Raw genomic sequence first — 15,889 nt, 5'->3', positions numbered from 1 at the left:
GGCGAATACATGCATTGCTTAACTGAGGTAAATATCGTAATTTCCACTCAGAATCCATTAAGGGCAGTAAACAAAGGCCCTGAATAGTAAAACCTTCATTCTATGAAAAAGGTTCTCTTACCTTTTAATATCGTGGTCTTAGTTCTATTGATGGCCTGTTCAAAAAAGAGTGCCAACCCCGATAGTCGTCATTTCTATATGGGTACTACTCCTTGGCCTGCCGACTTCACCGTTGCAGAAGTGGATACGGCGTATAAATTTATCAATACAAAATGTGACTTGGTTTCCCACCATTTCGACGAAGGAATCCCTTACGAAGAGGCGTATACAAATAAGAATTGGCCATCGGCACTCAATACCGATTTACTTACGCGAATCACTAAAGTCAATCCCGGAAAAAAAGTATTGTTAAGTGTAGCCCCCCTGAATTTGTCGCGCAAAAGTAAAGCCGATTACTATGCAACATCTACCATGTCCGATAGCATAAAAAATGTATGGAGAAAGCTTCCGATCAACGATCCTAAGGTAGTGGCGGCTTATGTTAACTATATCGGCTATCTCGCTAATAACCTGCAACCCAGTTTTATCAATTATGGAGTGGAATCCAATTCGCATGAATGGAACAGCGATTCTTTTCGAATCTACAAATCGTTTGTACAACAGGTTTATGATCAGTTAAAATCAAGATTCCCCAATACACCAATATTCCTGAGTTTTATGGTAAGCGAAGCGCCTGCTATGTTAGACAATGCGATACAATTGGTGCCTTATACTGATTATTTTACATTAAGTGCCTACCCATACACCAATGCCAGTTCTACCGCCGATGGCAATACCGATCCTGCAAAATTTCCGGCCGATTATTTCGAGCGTTTTCTAGTGCATTCCGCCGGTAAGCCAATCGCTTTTGCTGAAACTTCTTTTATAGCAGAGCCCTTGAAAATACCCTCTTTTCTGCTCGACAAGCAAGGAAATGAAGCTTGGCAAGCAGCCTATTTAGAGAAAGTAATTGGGATTCTAGAGAAAAACAACGGCGTGTTTTTGGTGTGGTTTTGCTCAAAAGACTACGATGCAGGTACAGCAACAATTAAATCCATGGGGCTGTTTCAAGATTTATTTCTGGTTTGGCAAGATACCGGGTTGAAAGATCAAACCGGGAGAGAAAGAGAAGCTTTTCGTGTGTGGAGTACTTGGTATGCGAAGTACAAACTATAGCTACTTGTATTACTCGAGGCTTTGAACTAACTTTCCAAATCAATTGACCCCAAATGAAACCTTTTGCTATGGTAGTTCCGGTACTTGTAATGGCGCTATTTAGTTGTTGCCAACGGGAAGTAAATGAATCAATCGATGGATTGATCTACGACACCGTTCCTACAGCACATACCGTTACACCTATGATTCAAGAAGCTTCAGGAATTGCCGATAGCAAAGCCAATCCGGGTTATATATGGGTTCAAGAAGACAGTGGTACACCACCGGAACTCATTCTCCTCGCAAAAGACGGAACGGTGAAAAAGCGTATTTATGTAAAAGGAGCCGAAAACAGAGATTGGGAAGACATGGCCCTCGTTGGTAATACCATTTATATCGGAGAAATAGGAGATAACAATGCCGTTCACGGAACCTATTATTTCTACTTGATGGAAGAGCCCTTGGCAACTGCAGACACGGTTTACAATGTTACAAAAATTGCCTTTACCTATCCCGATGGCAATCATGATGCAGAAGCTTTCATCGTAGACCCAACAACCAAAGACATCTATATTATTTCTAAACGCGACAATCCTTCCATCGTTTACAAACTTAGTTATCCATATCAACCTACACAAGTAGTCACTAAAATTGGCACCCTTGGTTACGGAGGAGTGGTAAGTGCAGCTTTGGCACCAGATAAAAATACAATTTTGGTAAAAACCTATTTCGGTTTGAATCAATTTGTACGACCTACGGGTAAATCACTTGGCGATGCCTTACTTTCTCAACCCAAAGGCATTTCCTATAAAATTGAGCCTCAGGGTGAAGCCGTTAGTTTCGCCCTCGATGGCAGTGGTTTTTACACCCTCAGCGAAAAAGGATTCAGCAATGCTGTGATCTTGTATTTCTATAAGAAGAAATAAGTTTCAGATAGCTGGCTGTTTAAATTCACCACTTCGTTTGACCTATCTCATAAAACTGGCACCATGTTCCAAACTAGCTTTGGCTAAAACGAATAAACATGGAAACCTTAAAAGTTGCAGTGCCATTAAATCAATTACACTTCGAACACAGTTTGTGGAGTAATGAGTTGTCTTTTTACAAAGACGAATTGAAATTGTTGAACAATTACTTAGAAGAAATTGCTTCAAAGAATACCAAACACGATGTTATGGTAGAAGTAGAGCAGTTCCAAAACAGGTTCATTCGACAAAAAGAAGTACTCGATACCCTTTTACACGACATCAATGAACACGAACAATTAGTGCTTCATGCATTTCAAAATCTGAATCCTATTCAGGCTACTAAATCAAAATTTGAGGATCATGCGGCTCTCCGAGAGTCAATAGATACCTTCAAAAAGCTCTATGCCGAGTTGAAGTTGGAATTCTTCAAGTTTTTGAACCGGAGAATGTAATGGGGATAGGCTTTGGTTTTTTAGGCCTTAGGCTTTAGGTGGGCATTATTTGGTGCGAACTTAGACTACTGTTCGATAGCTGATGACAACAAAACAGTGGTAGAACTGCTAAAACTGGAATGAAATTCTCAGCCGGAAATGGCTACATAAAAGCGAAAAGACCAGAACGATAGTTCCCCCACTTATTTAGCTTCTTCCACAATTTCGTTCATTCGAATGCCCATATGACTTTCATCATAAGTGCAGTCGCCGTTTTTGATCAAAATTACTTGGGGAGACTCGTGGTGAACAGCGAACAATTCTGCCACTTTATTGGAAATATTGCGGTATTGAAGCAAGTCGAGGTAGTAGAAATCAATGCTTTCTGGGCCTGTTGATTGATCTAATCTGCTTTTAGCCACGCTACTGATGCTGCAGCGGGTGCTGTGTTTAAAAATGACTTGTGGTTTTGTAGTCGATTTTACTTTGATATCTTCCAATTGCGCTTCGGTAGTAAGCGGAATCCAATTTACTGCCATGTTCTATTTTTTTGCTGGGCAAAATTACGAAGCTTTCTATTTTTTCAGTTACTATAAAGGGAAACAAAAACGTCCCGTTGCAAAAATGCAGCGGGACGTTCATTTATAACCGTCCTTGAAATATCTTATAAAAATTAATATCCGGTATAACCTTTGTGTGCATAGCAACCGTTTCCACGGCCACCTCTAGCTGAAACGCAAGAAGTTACGGTAACAACTGCTACGATAGCAATCACGATAAGTACGAATGTTCTTTTCATTTTGTGGTATTTATATAGTTTGAAATAAGCCTGATGAAATAGGAATCTCGGAACTCACCAGGTAGTTCAAAGGAGCGGATGAAAAGAATTTCTAGAGGGATTGGAAAAAGGATGATGTAAAATAAATACATCCTTTCGATAAATGCAAGTACCATGCCTATTTTAAAGGTATTTTCACAACTAAAATTGCGCATTTCAACCCCTTATGAGGGGTTAAAACAACCTTAAAATACTGTATTTCAATATTTTTCGACCAAAAGGGCATCAGCGCTTATATCCCTTCGCTATTTAATTTGTACATTTGCCGAGCTGGAAATTGTATTCAAACCTTTTCCTTTTTTAAAAATAACTCTGCCTAATGTTGAAACTCAACAGGCCAATGGCCATAATCGACCTGGAAACTACAGGCGTGAATCTTGGAAGCGATCGTATTGTTGAAATTGCAATCGTAAAAATTGGAACCGATGGTTCAAAAATTGTAAAGCGCAAGCTCATCAATCCGGAAATGCCGATCCCAACGGCAGCATCGGATGTGCACGGGATCAGTGATGAAATGGTGAAAGATGCACCCACGTTCAAACAAGTAGCAAATGAAATAAAGCAGTTCATTGAGAATTGCGATTTGGCCGGATACAATTCTAATCGATTCGACATTCCATTGTTGGCAGAAGAATTCCTTAGATCTGGATTAGAGTTCGATGTTAGAAATCGTCGCATGCTCGATGTACAACGCATTTTCCATTTGATGGAGCAACGGACTCTCAGCGCTGCTTATAAATTTTATTGCAATAAAAGCCTCGAAGATGCTCATAGTGCGGAAGCGGATGCAACTGCCACTTGGGAGGTTTTCTTGGCACAATTGGAAAAATATCCTCAACTCGGCGATTCACTCGAAAGCGTGTTGAAAGTAATTGGCGAAGAGGCAATCGTTGATTTTGCTCGCCGCTTTACTTTCGAAAATGGGGTAGAAGTCTTCAACTTCGGAAAGCACAAAGGACGCCCGGTTGCCGATGTGTTGAAATCGGAGCCTCAATACTATGATTGGATGATGAAGGGCGATTTCCCGCTTCATACCAAACAAAAACTCACAGAGATCCTCAATAGAACATTATTAAAGAAAGGATAACAGTTCAATAGGCTTCGGTTCCTAATGAATCCATTAATTTAGTTCGAATCTTTTGGAAAAATTAGTCATCATACCAACGTACAACGAAAAGGAGAATATAGCCGCTATTTTGGAGGCCATATTTCAACTGAATCAAGGTTTCCATGTGTTGGTAATCGACGATGGCTCGCCCGATGGCACCGCCGCTATTGTTACCTCCATGATGAACAATTACCAAGGGCAATTGTTCCTCGAACAAAGAACGGGTAAACTCGGATTGGGAACCGCTTACATCCACGGTTTCAAATGGGCCTTAGCTCGGAATTACCAATTCATCTTCGAAATGGATGCCGATTTTTCCCACAACCCCAAAGATTTAGACCGACTTTACCAAGCCTGTAAAACAGGCGGAGCAGATGTGGCCATCGGTTCTCGCTATGTAAAAGGAGGCGGAACAGTAAACTGGCCTTGGGATCGAATTTTCTTGTCGAAAGGCGGCTCATTGTATACACGCATCATTACCTGGATGCCTGTTCGAGATACTACCGCCGGTTTTGTTTGTTATAAGAATCAAGTGCTCGAAACCATTAACCTCGATGAAATTACTTTTTTAGGTTATGCCTTCCAGATAGAAATGAAATTCGCCTCTTGGAAACTCGGCTTTACTATAAAGGAAGTTCCAATCATTTTCGAAGACCGTAAATTCGGGGCTTCTAAAATGCACAAAGGAATTGTGAAGGAAGGGATCCTGGGTGTGCTTCGATTGCGTTGGCACAGTTTGTTCAAAGACTACCGCAATCGTGTAAAGAAAGTGGCCCCTAGCTCCTAATCCTTTCCTGCCTCTTGAAACAAGCCCCAAACTGCTATGCGAAAATCTTTCATCCAACTTCATATTGCCGTGCTCTTAGCCGGAATAACCGGAATTCTTGGTCGACTCATCACCTTGAATGAAGCACTCTTAGTAGGATACCGCCTCTTGATCGCCTCTGTTACCATGTGGATACTGTTTTCGCTCACGAAAAGTTTGCAATCCATTTCAGCAAAAGATAAGATCAAGATTCTAGGCATCGGTTTTCTGGCAGCACTTCATTGGATCAGTTTCTTTGGTGCTATTAAATATTCGAATGTATCTGTTGCCTTGGTTTGCTTTTCAGCAGTTGGATTTTTTACCGCCGTTTTAGAACCGCTCCTTGTGGGAAGAAAGTTTGTGTGGATCGAAGTGTTCTTTGGACTTCTAGTAATGGCGGGCATCTATATCATTTTTCATTTCGATCCTTCGTTAAAAACCGGGATTGCTTTTGGAATCATATCTGCCTTTCTAGGCGCCCTTTTCCCGATTTTTAATAGTCAACTCATGCAACGCATGAATGCTCCCACACTAATGACTTGGGAGCTGTCAGGCGGATTTTTAGCCGTTATGTTAGTGTTGCCCGCATACCTCTATTTCTACCCGGCAGCCTATTATTTGCCTACAACAAGCGATTGGGGTTGGCTACTCGTGCTCTCTTGGCTTTGTTCCGTGTGGGCTTTTCAATTGTCTGCTAATGCTCTTAAGAAAATTTCTGCTTTTACTGTAAACCTTTCTTATAACTTGGAACCTGTGTATGGCATCATACTGGCATTTCTCATATTTCAAGAAAACAAGCTATTGGGAACTGAATTCTACATCGGCCTTGCCCTTATCATTTTCGCTGTAATTGCACAAACTTGGCGTGTATATAAACAGCATAAACCTAGTTCCGGAAACTAGTTGTTTAATTTGAACTTTTCTTCCCAATGGTTCATAATTGTTAGGCTTTAGGCAATAGGCTTTAGGTTTTAGGCCTTGGGTTTTAGAACCAAGTTTTGAGTACTAAGTTCTAAGTTTTGCGCTGGCAGTCTCTCCGTATTTCCTCGTTCCTCGTTCCTCGTCTCCTCCATCCTCCCTCCTGTATTCCCGGCTGTTCCATTATTAATTATTAATTATTAATTCTTAATTATTAATTACTTTGCCATTCATCAAATCTTTCCCCTTCCATCTCTCAATCCGCTGTTCAGCCCTTAACTTTAAGCACCAAAATTGAGAAACATGAGAAAAATTCAGGTCTTATTCCTGTTCATGGCTATTGCACTTACAGCCATGTCACAGAAAAAGCCGCTCGATCACAGCGTTTATGATGGCTGGAAATCACTAGGCGAGCGTCAAATTTCCAACAACGGACAATACGCAGTGTATTCCATTAATCCACAAGAAGGAGATGGTATGCTTGTGATCCAATCACTGGAGAATACCTATAAAAAAGAAGTGCCACGCGGCTATGGAGCTTTTATTAGCCCCGATAGCCGTTTTGTAGTGTTTCGAATACGTCCTTTGTTCAAGGATACCCGAGATGCACGCATAAAGAAAAAGCGTCCTGACGATATGCCGAAAGATACGCTGGCAATTGTTGAACTAGGAAAAGACAGTGTGTTGAAAATTGCTCGTGTAAAATCTTTCAAAACTCCGGCAAAAGGAGAAGGAAACTGGATCGCCTATTTGAATGAAAAATCATTGCCTGAAGCTCCTAAGCCTCGCGTAGCACCCGATTCAGCAACGCAATTGAACAACCTTACTAAAATGGCCGACAGCCTAATACGTGTAGCTGATAGTTTAAGAGCAAAAGCACTCGAAGCAAAAACAAAAGGAATCAGTGTACTGGCACCTGCTAAAAAAGATCGCCCGGCTACGCCTAAAACTCCGGAAGATCCTTTTGAAGAAGGCACAGAACTGGTGTTGCGCAATTTGAAAACAGCAGAGGAAAAGAAATACAAATTAGTAACAGATTACCTCTTCGATGAACAAGGATCAACTTTACTGATTGAAACCAGTAAGAAAACCGGCGACAGTACTATACAGGCTTCCGTAGTATTGATTAATACTTCAGATTTCAAAGCCGATACTATTTTCAAGAAATTCAATGATGCGAAGAATTATGCATTCGATGATGCGGGCAAGCAAGTTGTGTTTGTAGCTGAACGAGACAGTGCTGCCAAAGCTTTACAGAAATTCTACAAGCTTATCTACTTTGAAAAGGGTATGAAAGAAGCTGTTGTAAAAGCCGATCGTTCCACCACTGGCGTTCGCAATGGCTTCACCGTAAGCCCTGATTTCAACAATCAATTCAGTAAAGACGGATCTAAACTTTACTTTGGATGGGCGAACATTCGCAAGCCGAAAGACACAACCCTAGTCGATTTTGAAACTGCCCGATTAGACGTTTGGCATTACAACGACGATAACTTACAGCCTCAACAATTACTGCAAGTTCAAGCTGATTTGAGAAGAAGTCAATTGGCGGTTTTCAATAAAGGAGCAGCGTCGTTTGTATGGTTAGGAAACAGCGATGATGATTTTGTACAGACTGTAAATCAGGGTAATGCTGATTATGTGCTTGCTGCTACATCAAAAGGTTATCGCATAGCCGATCAGTGGCAAGGTTTCAGCAAAATGTCTGCTTATATAGTAAGTACCAAAGATGGTAGCAGAAAAAAAATAGCTGATACCATTCGTGGTCAATACAGCGCATCGCCTTCAGGTAAGTATGTATTCTGGTACAACTGGCTGAACAAAACCTATTTCGCATACAATGTTCAAACCGGAAAAACTGCGGCCATTTCGAAAGGAGTAAAAGCTCCTATTTGGGATGAAGAAGACGATCATCCCGATGATCCACCACCACACGGTGTTGCAGGTTGGTTAGCAAATGATGAAATGGTATATATCTATGATAAGTACGACATCTGGGGGTTGGATCCAGAAGGAATCAAACCACCCGTGAACATTACCATGGGAGTTGGAAGAAAGAATAAAATGGAACTGCGTTACAATAGAACCAATCCTGAAGAACGTTTCCTAGAAAATGGTCAAGAATTGTTGCTTAGAGCATTCAATACCGTTGACAAAAAGTCGGGCATCTATACTTTGAAACTGGGGTCCAATGCGCTTCCTTTTGAGAAGTTCATGCAAGAAGTAAGTGTGATGACAGTTACCAAAGCCAAAAACGCAACTACATATTTGGTTCAGAAGTCTACAATTAAATCGGCTGAATTATATGCTAGTAAAGAATTGGCAGGTTTCTCGCAACTTACAAATATCGCGGCACAGCAAGATTCCTACAATTGGCTAACAGCGGAACTCATCAAATGGAAAATGTTCGATGGTAAAGAAGCGGAAGGTTTGGTGTTCAAACCGGAGAACTTCGACCCGAAGAAAAAATATCCGGTGATCTATTATTTCTACGAAAGAGATGCAGACGGTTTGTACAATTACCGTGCACCCGCGCCTTCAGCTTCAACAGTGAACATTCCTTATTTCGTTAGTAATGGATACATTGTTGTAGATCCCAATATTTACTACAAAAACGGTGAGCCCGGAGAAAGTGCCTATAACAGTGTTGTTTCTTGTGCAAAGTACATGGCGAAATTGCCTTATGTAGACAGTACAAAAATGGCTATTCAAGGGCAAAGTTGGGGTGGATATCAGGTAGCCTACCTTGTTACAAGAACTAAAATGTTTGCAGCAGCCGGTGCCGGAGCACCCGTGGCAAACATGACTAGTGCCTACGGTGGAATTCGATGGGGAAGTGGCTTGAACCGCCAATTCCAATACGAACGAACTCAAAGTCGTATCGGTGCTACTTTATGGCAAAGAAGAGATTTGTATTTGAAAAACTCTCCTTTATTTGCAGCTGATAAAGTGACTACTCCATTGTTAATCATGCACAACGATAAAGACGGTGCAGTTCCTTGGTACCAAGGGATTGAATACTTCACTGCTTTACGCAGATTGAATAAAAAAGTGTGGTTACTACAATACAATGATGAAGATCACAACTTGGTTGAGAGAAGAAACAGAAAAGACTTGTCTGTTCGTTTAGGACAATTTTTCGACTATCACTTAAAAGGTGCAAAACCTGCTAAATGGTTGACCGATGGCGTTCCTGCTATTGATAAAGGAATAGATTGGGGATTAGAAGTAAATGAATAATAGAAAAAGGCTGTCGCGAACTATTCCGACAGCCTTTTTTCTTATGAAAAGCGGGTTAGCTCATGATATAACGTACCAAACTTCTTTTTGCAATGGGCAGCAAGGTTTCGTCGATTGGGAATTGAAGTTCAGTTTCAATGGTATACACAGCCGGATTAGGAAGGTCTTTGTGCTCTTTAATCAAATTCAACTTCACTCCTTCATAGGTATTTACAAAGCTTCTTCGATAATCGCCCATGTACTCCGTTTTCATGGTACGATAACGTTCTTGTTGCTTTTCAATAATATTCAAGCGATAGCGGTAGATACGCGTGGTGAGTTGCTCACCGCTGCTTAAAAAGAAATACCCTTCATTCGATTCAATGGGTACTAAGCCAATGGGATAGATGTTTAGCTTGTCTTCAACGAATTCATAAATTTCAGTACCACTAGTGATCGTGTATTTCATCCTATTAGAAGCATATTGAATGATTTCTTCAAGCTCCTGCATCAATTCATCATCTGTAACCAATTGTTCATACAAGAGTTCTAATTTTTGCAATTGAATGCCTGTAAAACGCTTTGGAAACTGGTCTTGAAGAAAGCGTTTGTTTTCGCGAAAAGAGACAAGATTGTTGTAATGAAAAATGAGATCTGCCAATTGAGGATAAAGTTTATTCTCATTGAAATGTTCCGAGATCTCTTTCAGATAGGCGAGAAGGGTATACTTCTTCAGCTCAAAATCGATATACCCGTCGGCAAACCAGGTTTCAGATAATGTTTTCATAACCGAAGATTTTCTATTCTGAATTTACAAAAAATCTTTCAATCAAAATACCGCTGTTCAATTTTTAAACGCGTCGGGATCATTTTTTAGTATTTTTAACGAAATCAAATACCATGCGTCTAGTAGTAAAATTGTTGTTAGTAGTGTTAGTGTTCGCTACTTCTTGCACCCATACTATTTATGTTGTTAGGCATGCTGAGAAAGTTGCTTCAAATGATCCGGATCCTTCATTGACAGAATTAGGAAGCATTCGTGCCGATGCTTTAAGAGACAGCTTGAGCAGCAAGAAAATACAAATCATTTATTCAACCAATACCAATCGTACGAGATCTACCGCAATTCCTACCGCTCTTTTTTTCAAGGATAGTATCAGAATTTATGGTCCACGACCCGATTCATTGTTCTATAATTCTCTTCTACAAAACAAAAAAAATACGCTTGTTATTGGGCATAGTAATACGATTGATGATATTGTAAATGGGGTGATGGGGAAAAAAGTGGTTCCCGGTGATTTTAAAGATTGGGAATACGACAACCTATTCATTATTCGAGTGAGAGGGAAAAAGAAGACTTTTGTTGCGAAGAAGTATGGACCGCGGATAATTAATAATTAAGAATTAATAATTAATAATGGAACAGCCGGGAGTAATTAATAATTAATAAGTAATAATTAATAATGGAATAGCCTGGATAATTAATAATTAAGAATTAATAATTAATAATGAAACAGCCGGGAGAACAGGAATCAAGGATAAGAGGAGACGAGGAGGGCGGAAATTCGGAGAGACTGCCAGCGCTTCGAAAACGCTGCGATCGCTGCGCCGCTGCGGTAAAGAAGCACTCCAAATATTCAGTCTTTTCCCTCTACCGCAAAGAAACAAAGTACGCAACGGTTCGCAACGAAAAACTTAGCGAATTCTCTGCGCTCCGCGGTGAAAAAAAACTAGAAAATCATCAATCTCCGGCAATGCAAAGCATAAAAAAAGTCCTTCACTATGAAGGACTTTTCTATTTCAAATTAAATTTCTCGATTGGGATCAAACGCCTCCAATTCTTTGGCCACCGCCGTTAAGAAAGAAGCTCCAAGAGATCCGTCAATGATTCTATGATCATAACTCATGCTCAAATACATCATATGACGAATTGCAATGGAATCTCCTTGTTCCGTTTCAACTACCATCGGACGTTTTTTAATGGCACCAACAGCTAAAATAGCAACCTGAGGTTGATTGATAATAGGAGTGCCCATTAAACTTCCGAAAGTTCCCACATTGGTCAAGGTAAAAGTACCTCCGGTAGTATCATCCGGTTTCAGTTTATTATTTCTTGCAGCATTTGCCAAATTGTTTACTTGTTTGGTCAAACCTAACAAATTCAATTGATCTGCATTTTTGATAACTGGAACAATCAAATTTCCACTTGGAAGTGCGGTTGCCATTCCAATATTGATATCTTTCTTCACCAAAATACGTTCACCATCTATCGAGCTATTCATCAATGGAAACTTCTTGATACATTTTACGATGGCCTCAACGAACAAAGGCGTGAAAGTGATTTTTTCATTTTCTCTTTTCTCAAAACTCTTTTTCACCTTCTCTCTCCACAATACTAAATTGGTAACATCGGCTTCAGTAAAACTGGTAACGTGTGGACTTGTGTGCTTGCTGTCTACCATGTGTTTGGCGATCAACTTGCGCATTCTGTCCATTTCAATGATCTCAACATTACCAGACGATGCAATTGAAACGGGAGTTGAGGGAGTAGTAGCCGCAGCAACAACAGTTGCAGCAGGCTTTGGTGTTTCGGTAGCCACAGCTTTTGGTGCAGCAGGTGTATAACTGCCTCCATTTTTCTTAGCGGCTACATATTCTAGAATATCTTTTTTGGTAACCCGACCTTCGTTGCCCGAGCCTGCAATTTGCTCTAGTTCCGACATTGAAATGCCTTCGCTTGTAGCAATATTCAATACCAGTGGAGAATAGAATCGTGCTCCATTTGAAATCGCTGCGGGTCTAGCCGTTTCTACCAATACCGGTGCTTCTACAACAGGCGCTGCTGTTACAACTGACGCAGCAGGTTTTTCAGCAACTACCGATGCAACCGGTTTCGTTTCAGCCGCACCATTGGAACCCTCTGTTCTTATTTTAGCAATTACGGTTCCTACAGGAACAACATCATTTACATTGAACAAAACCGACTCTATAACGCCGGCAGCCGTAGAGGGAACTTCACTGTCTACTTTATCGGTCGCGATTTCCAGTATGGTTTCATCCATCTTTACAGCATCACCGGGCTGCTTCACCCATTTAAGGATGGTAGCTTCCATGATGCTTTCGCCCATTTTCGGCATTATCAAGTCAACAACTGCCATATGCGTTTAAAAATACGAGTTAAAAAATAGGGTTGAAGCCGATCGGTTCACAGAAATGCTCAAATTATGGGTCTTCTCAAAAACTATCAACTGTTAGTTAAATAACACAGCATCAATGATTTAAGCCTGTAATTCAGTACCAGCAAGCAACTTTACGGGTACAAAGGTAATAAATTGATTTTAAACTAACTAGCTATTCGATAGGATGAACTTTCGCATCATGTTCAATGCATTTGTAGCCGTTAGTTGCATGTTTCGATCGCGGTCGAAGCGGAAATGAAAACAATGCGTTTCAATTTTATCCTTATTGCCCACAGCCACCCAAACGGTACCCACCGGCTTGTCGAGCGATCCACCACTAGGGCCCATAATTCCTGAAGTAGCCAACGCATAGTTCGTTTTCAAAGTATCTAAGGCTCCTCGAACCATTTGCACTACCGTCTCCTTGCTAACAGCACCTTTCTGCTCTAAAGTATCTGCTGTTACACCCAATACTTCTTCTTTTACTTCATTCGCGTAGCTAACGATGCTCCCTTTGTAATAGGCGCTTGATCCTGACCTGCTAGTAAGCAGGTGAGCAATGTAACCGCCCGTGCAACTTTCTGCTGTAGCGATGGTTTGCTTTTTTTCAATCAATATTTTTCCGATAACAGCTTCTAGTGGAAGGTCTTCGTTGATGACCATTACATCCTGAACTTCTTGTTGGAGCATATCGAAACAAGCATCCAATTCGGCGATCGTTTTTGCATCGTTTCCACTGGCAGTTAACCGAAGCTTTACCATTCCATAATTAGGCAAATAGGCAAGTTTGATATTTGAAGGGAGGTTTTTTTCAAAATCTTGAATGCGTTCTGCTAAAAAAGATTCTCCAATACCGGCTGTCAAGAGCGTTCTATGGACGATAGGTAGTAACTCAAATTTTTCATGAAGTTGCGGCAGCACATAATGATGCATCATCCCTTTCATTTCATGAGGCACGCCGGGCATCGATACAAAATACTTTGTTTTGTGAGAGCCATCTTTTACTTGTACCTCTTTTTCAAACCACATTCCCGGAGCAGTGCCTCTTTTGTTCACAATGGGGGTACACACATCAGGAACTTCCGCCTGTTTTAGGTTGCGTTCAATTAAAGGTCGCTTCAATATTGTTTCGAAAATGTGTTTTACATTTTGAAGCGATTCTTCGTGTACAACCAATTTTCCGCCAAAATAGTGGCAAAGCAAAGGCTTCGTAATATCATCTGCCGTTGGCCCAAGCCCACCCGTAATGAGTACTACATCGGAAAGTTGACTTTCTTCATCGAGCGCTTGCCAAATATCTTTCCAAACATCACCGATGGCAACTCTTCGGTGTACCCATATGCCAATTTTATTCAATTCCTGTGCCATCCAGGCACTGTTAGTATCGATGGTTTGGCCGATCAGCAATTCGTCGCCAATAGTAATAATAGTAGCTAAAACAGGTCCTCTATTCATGGTTCACTTTTTTAGAATACAAAGGTAGGGGCTTCAAGGTTTAGCCTGAAGATTTCAGGAGTTGAGATTCATCATTTGAAAATGGCTCTTTTTTTAGTATATTTTAAGTTCCCCGAGTTTAGCTGTTTCCTTGCTATTTTGTTTGCGGAAAAACTTAGTCTATTTTTTTGACTGTAAATCAGCAAAATTGTTTAACATTGTCGCTATGTAAGTGATTGGCAACCCTTTAGGGAGTAAATCACAGTTTACAGAACAATTGGTGAACCAAATAAAGGCTGCTCATGTCAAAGCAAAATTTTAAGAGCCACGCACGATATGTTCCGTTGTGGCATTTTGTAACTTCTTTTGCGATCCTCGCGTTACTGATTGGAAGCATCGTGAATTTTGTGAAATCAACTGAAGACAACGCGTATTCGGCTTCTTTACTAATTTTAGTGTCGCTTATCTTAGTCTCTATATTTTGGTATGCGCGCAGGTTTGCGCTTGTAGCCCAAGACAGAGCCATCAGAGCAGAAGAAAATTTACGCCACTATATTCTTACCGGCAAACCATTGAGTCGGCAATTAAGAACCAGTCAAATCATTGCACTTCGCTTCGCCCCGGATGAAGAGTTTGTAGAATTGGCGCAACGTGCGGTAAACGAGAAAATGCGCAGTAAGGCCATTAAAAAGGCCATTAAAAATTGGAAAGCAGATCATCATCGAGCATAAAAAAAGGAGCAAAAGCTCCTTTTTTACGTAATAGGTTATTTTGTGCAACTTTACTGTTGTACGTTTTCTCCCCTTTAGTTGGTTTCCTCAATTAAAATAGGTTGCCATCACTTCCATCAATTCTCTCGGCATCGTGGTTTTTTCTCTGGTATCGGCTTGTAAAAAATACAGCACCACTTTACCGGAAGTAAGCAATTTGCCTTTTTCGTTGTACACTTCTTGAAAGAATTCGATTCTGTGATCAACGGGTAGTTCCTTCAAAATCGTTTTCACAGTCAGCAATTCATCGTAATGTGCCGGGCGAATAAACTTTGCCGACCATTCTACAATGGGCATGATAATGCCCATCGCTTCCATCGACTTATAAGTAAATCCAAGTTTGCGAATGGCTTCCGCTCTGCCTACTTCAAAATACTGAGCGTAGTTGCCATGATACACTACATTCATTTGATCGGTCTCCGCATAGCGAACCCGAACTTCTGTTGTTGCTTCAAACATCTCAAATAATTAATTTAGAATCGTATTAGTGACCCATCGCTGCATCTACACTGTATTTCCCGGGTCCCACAATCATAATTACCATATAAACTACCCCATAAATAAGGGCCATTTCACTTTCGGAAAAAGCTTTGCCTTTATTTAACATAAAAAGAATAACACCCATCGTAATCAACAATGGAATCAAAGCCAATCGAGTAAACAAGCCTAAGAGCAATAAAATAGAGCAGAACAATTCTGCAAACAAAACCAAAATTAAACTCCATTCCGAACCTATACCAAAAGGATCGTAAAAGGATTGAGAACGGCTGCTGTACTGCATTAGCTTGGGTACGCCATGATTGATGAACATCGTAAAACCGAAAACACCTCGCAATAAAAGAAGCGCAATATTAAATCCTGTATCAGTGTAAGCAGTGGTAAGAATTTTTTTCATTCAGTTGGATTTCAGCAAAAATACAAAATGTGTTTTTGTGAAGTGTATACAAAAGAATTGTTAATTGATGCACTTATCCACACCTGTTTGGAACGATGTTTGGTTACCTTTGGAATAATAGGAAACTTTA

Annotated in this window: 17 protein-coding genes; 10 read left to right on the top strand and 7 right to left on the bottom strand. The window is 40.5% G+C overall.

Annotated elements, in window-relative coordinates:
• Positions 1-102: 102 nt before the first annotated feature.
• From ACQ2HE_RS15910 to ACQ2HE_RS15900, 3 genes are all read left to right on the top strand, one after another.
• Positions 103-1,215 carry a hypothetical protein gene (locus ACQ2HE_RS15910; protein ID WP_430896846.1) on the top strand — a complete coding sequence of 371 codons (1,113 nt, stop codon included), beginning with the start codon at positions 103-105 and terminating at the stop codon, positions 1,213-1,215.
• Positions 1,216-1,268: 53 nt separating this feature from the next.
• Positions 1,269-2,120, top strand: coding sequence for a hypothetical protein (locus ACQ2HE_RS15905; RefSeq protein ID WP_430896848.1), 852 nt, complete (start codon positions 1,269-1,271; stop codon positions 2,118-2,120).
• 98 nt (positions 2,121-2,218) lie between these two features.
• Positions 2,219-2,614: a hypothetical protein gene (locus ACQ2HE_RS15900; RefSeq protein WP_430896850.1), complete on the top strand. Its 396-nt coding sequence runs from the start codon at positions 2,219-2,221 to the stop codon at positions 2,612-2,614.
• 182 nt (positions 2,615-2,796) lie between these two features.
• Here the strand turns inward: ACQ2HE_RS15900 and ytxJ are convergent, their stop codons facing one another.
• Positions 2,797-3,132 carry a bacillithiol system redox-active protein YtxJ gene (gene ytxJ, locus ACQ2HE_RS15895; protein WP_430896852.1) on the bottom strand — a complete coding sequence of 112 codons (336 nt, stop codon included), beginning with the start codon at positions 3,130-3,132 and terminating at the stop codon, positions 2,797-2,799.
• Positions 3,133-3,266: 134 nt separating this feature from the next.
• Positions 3,267-3,392, bottom strand: a complete 126-nt coding sequence (locus tag ACQ2HE_RS15890) for a hypothetical protein (protein ID WP_430896854.1) — start codon at positions 3,390-3,392, stop codon at positions 3,267-3,269.
• A 358-nt stretch (positions 3,393-3,750) separates the two neighbouring features.
• On the opposite strand from ACQ2HE_RS15890, the gene ACQ2HE_RS15885 reads away from it, so the two are divergent.
• The 4 genes from ACQ2HE_RS15885 (at position 3,751) to ACQ2HE_RS15870 (ending at position 9,502) form a co-directional block, all read left to right on the top strand.
• Positions 3,751-4,518 carry an exonuclease domain-containing protein gene (locus ACQ2HE_RS15885; protein WP_430896856.1) on the top strand — a complete coding sequence of 256 codons (768 nt, stop codon included), beginning with the start codon at positions 3,751-3,753 and terminating at the stop codon, positions 4,516-4,518.
• Positions 4,519-4,570: 52 nt separating this feature from the next.
• Entirely contained in the window at positions 4,571-5,326 is a 756-nt protein-coding gene (locus ACQ2HE_RS15880; protein ID WP_430896858.1) for a polyprenol monophosphomannose synthase, read from the top strand.
• A gap of 36 nt (positions 5,327-5,362) precedes the next feature.
• Complete coding sequence (locus ACQ2HE_RS15875) at positions 5,363-6,247, top strand: DMT family transporter (protein ID WP_430896860.1); 885 nt, start codon at positions 5,363-5,365, stop codon at positions 6,245-6,247.
• A gap of 318 nt (positions 6,248-6,565) precedes the next feature.
• Complete coding sequence (locus ACQ2HE_RS15870; RefSeq protein WP_430896862.1) at positions 6,566-9,502, top strand: alpha/beta hydrolase family protein; 2,937 nt, start codon at positions 6,566-6,568, stop codon at positions 9,500-9,502.
• Positions 9,503-9,557: 55 nt separating this feature from the next.
• On the opposite strand, the gene ACQ2HE_RS15865 is transcribed toward ACQ2HE_RS15870, so the two are convergent.
• A complete protein-coding gene (locus tag ACQ2HE_RS15865; RefSeq protein ID WP_430896864.1) occupies positions 9,558-10,268 on the bottom strand; it encodes a hypothetical protein in 711 nt (236 codons plus the stop codon).
• A 113-nt stretch (positions 10,269-10,381) separates the two neighbouring features.
• On the opposite strand from ACQ2HE_RS15865, the gene ACQ2HE_RS15860 reads away from it, so the two are divergent.
• Entirely contained in the window at positions 10,382-10,882 is a 501-nt protein-coding gene (locus tag ACQ2HE_RS15860) for a histidine phosphatase family protein (protein WP_430896866.1), read from the top strand.
• Positions 10,883-10,989: 107 nt separating this feature from the next.
• Entirely contained in the window at positions 10,990-11,340 is a 351-nt protein-coding gene (locus ACQ2HE_RS15855) for a hypothetical protein (RefSeq protein WP_430896868.1), read from the top strand.
• Here the strand turns inward: ACQ2HE_RS15855 and ACQ2HE_RS15850 are convergent.
• Positions 11,287-12,639, bottom strand: coding sequence for a dihydrolipoamide acetyltransferase family protein (locus ACQ2HE_RS15850; RefSeq protein ID WP_430896870.1), 1,353 nt, complete (start codon positions 12,637-12,639; stop codon positions 11,287-11,289). The genes ACQ2HE_RS15855 and ACQ2HE_RS15850 overlap by 54 nt on opposite strands.
• Positions 12,640-12,828: 189 nt before the next feature.
• Positions 12,829-14,115: a CinA family nicotinamide mononucleotide deamidase-related protein gene (locus ACQ2HE_RS15845; protein WP_430896872.1), complete on the bottom strand. Its 1,287-nt coding sequence runs from the start codon at positions 14,113-14,115 to the stop codon at positions 12,829-12,831.
• 281 nt (positions 14,116-14,396) lie between these two features.
• On the opposite strand from ACQ2HE_RS15845, the gene ACQ2HE_RS15840 reads away from it, so the two are divergent.
• Positions 14,397-14,825, top strand: a complete 429-nt coding sequence (locus tag ACQ2HE_RS15840) for a DUF6526 family protein (protein ID WP_430896874.1) — start codon at positions 14,397-14,399, stop codon at positions 14,823-14,825.
• 87 nt (positions 14,826-14,912) lie between these two features.
• Here the strand turns inward: ACQ2HE_RS15840 and ACQ2HE_RS15835 are convergent, their stop codons facing one another.
• Both ACQ2HE_RS15835 and ACQ2HE_RS15830 read right to left on the bottom strand, forming a co-directional pair.
• Complete coding sequence (locus tag ACQ2HE_RS15835) at positions 14,913-15,323, bottom strand: acyl-CoA thioesterase (protein ID WP_430896876.1); 411 nt, start codon at positions 15,321-15,323, stop codon at positions 14,913-14,915.
• Positions 15,324-15,348: 25 nt separating this feature from the next.
• Positions 15,349-15,759 carry a DoxX family protein gene (locus ACQ2HE_RS15830; RefSeq protein WP_430896878.1) on the bottom strand — a complete coding sequence of 137 codons (411 nt, stop codon included), beginning with the start codon at positions 15,757-15,759 and terminating at the stop codon, positions 15,349-15,351.
• Positions 15,760-15,889 lie beyond the last annotated feature (130 nt).

The organism is Endoryza foliicola (assembly GCF_050589245.1).
Lineage (GTDB): Bacteria > Bacteroidota > Bacteroidia > Chitinophagales > Chitinophagaceae > Endoryza > Endoryza foliicola.
Note: the sequence above shows the minus strand (reverse complement) of the source record. Positions and strands in the feature narration are given on the sequence as shown.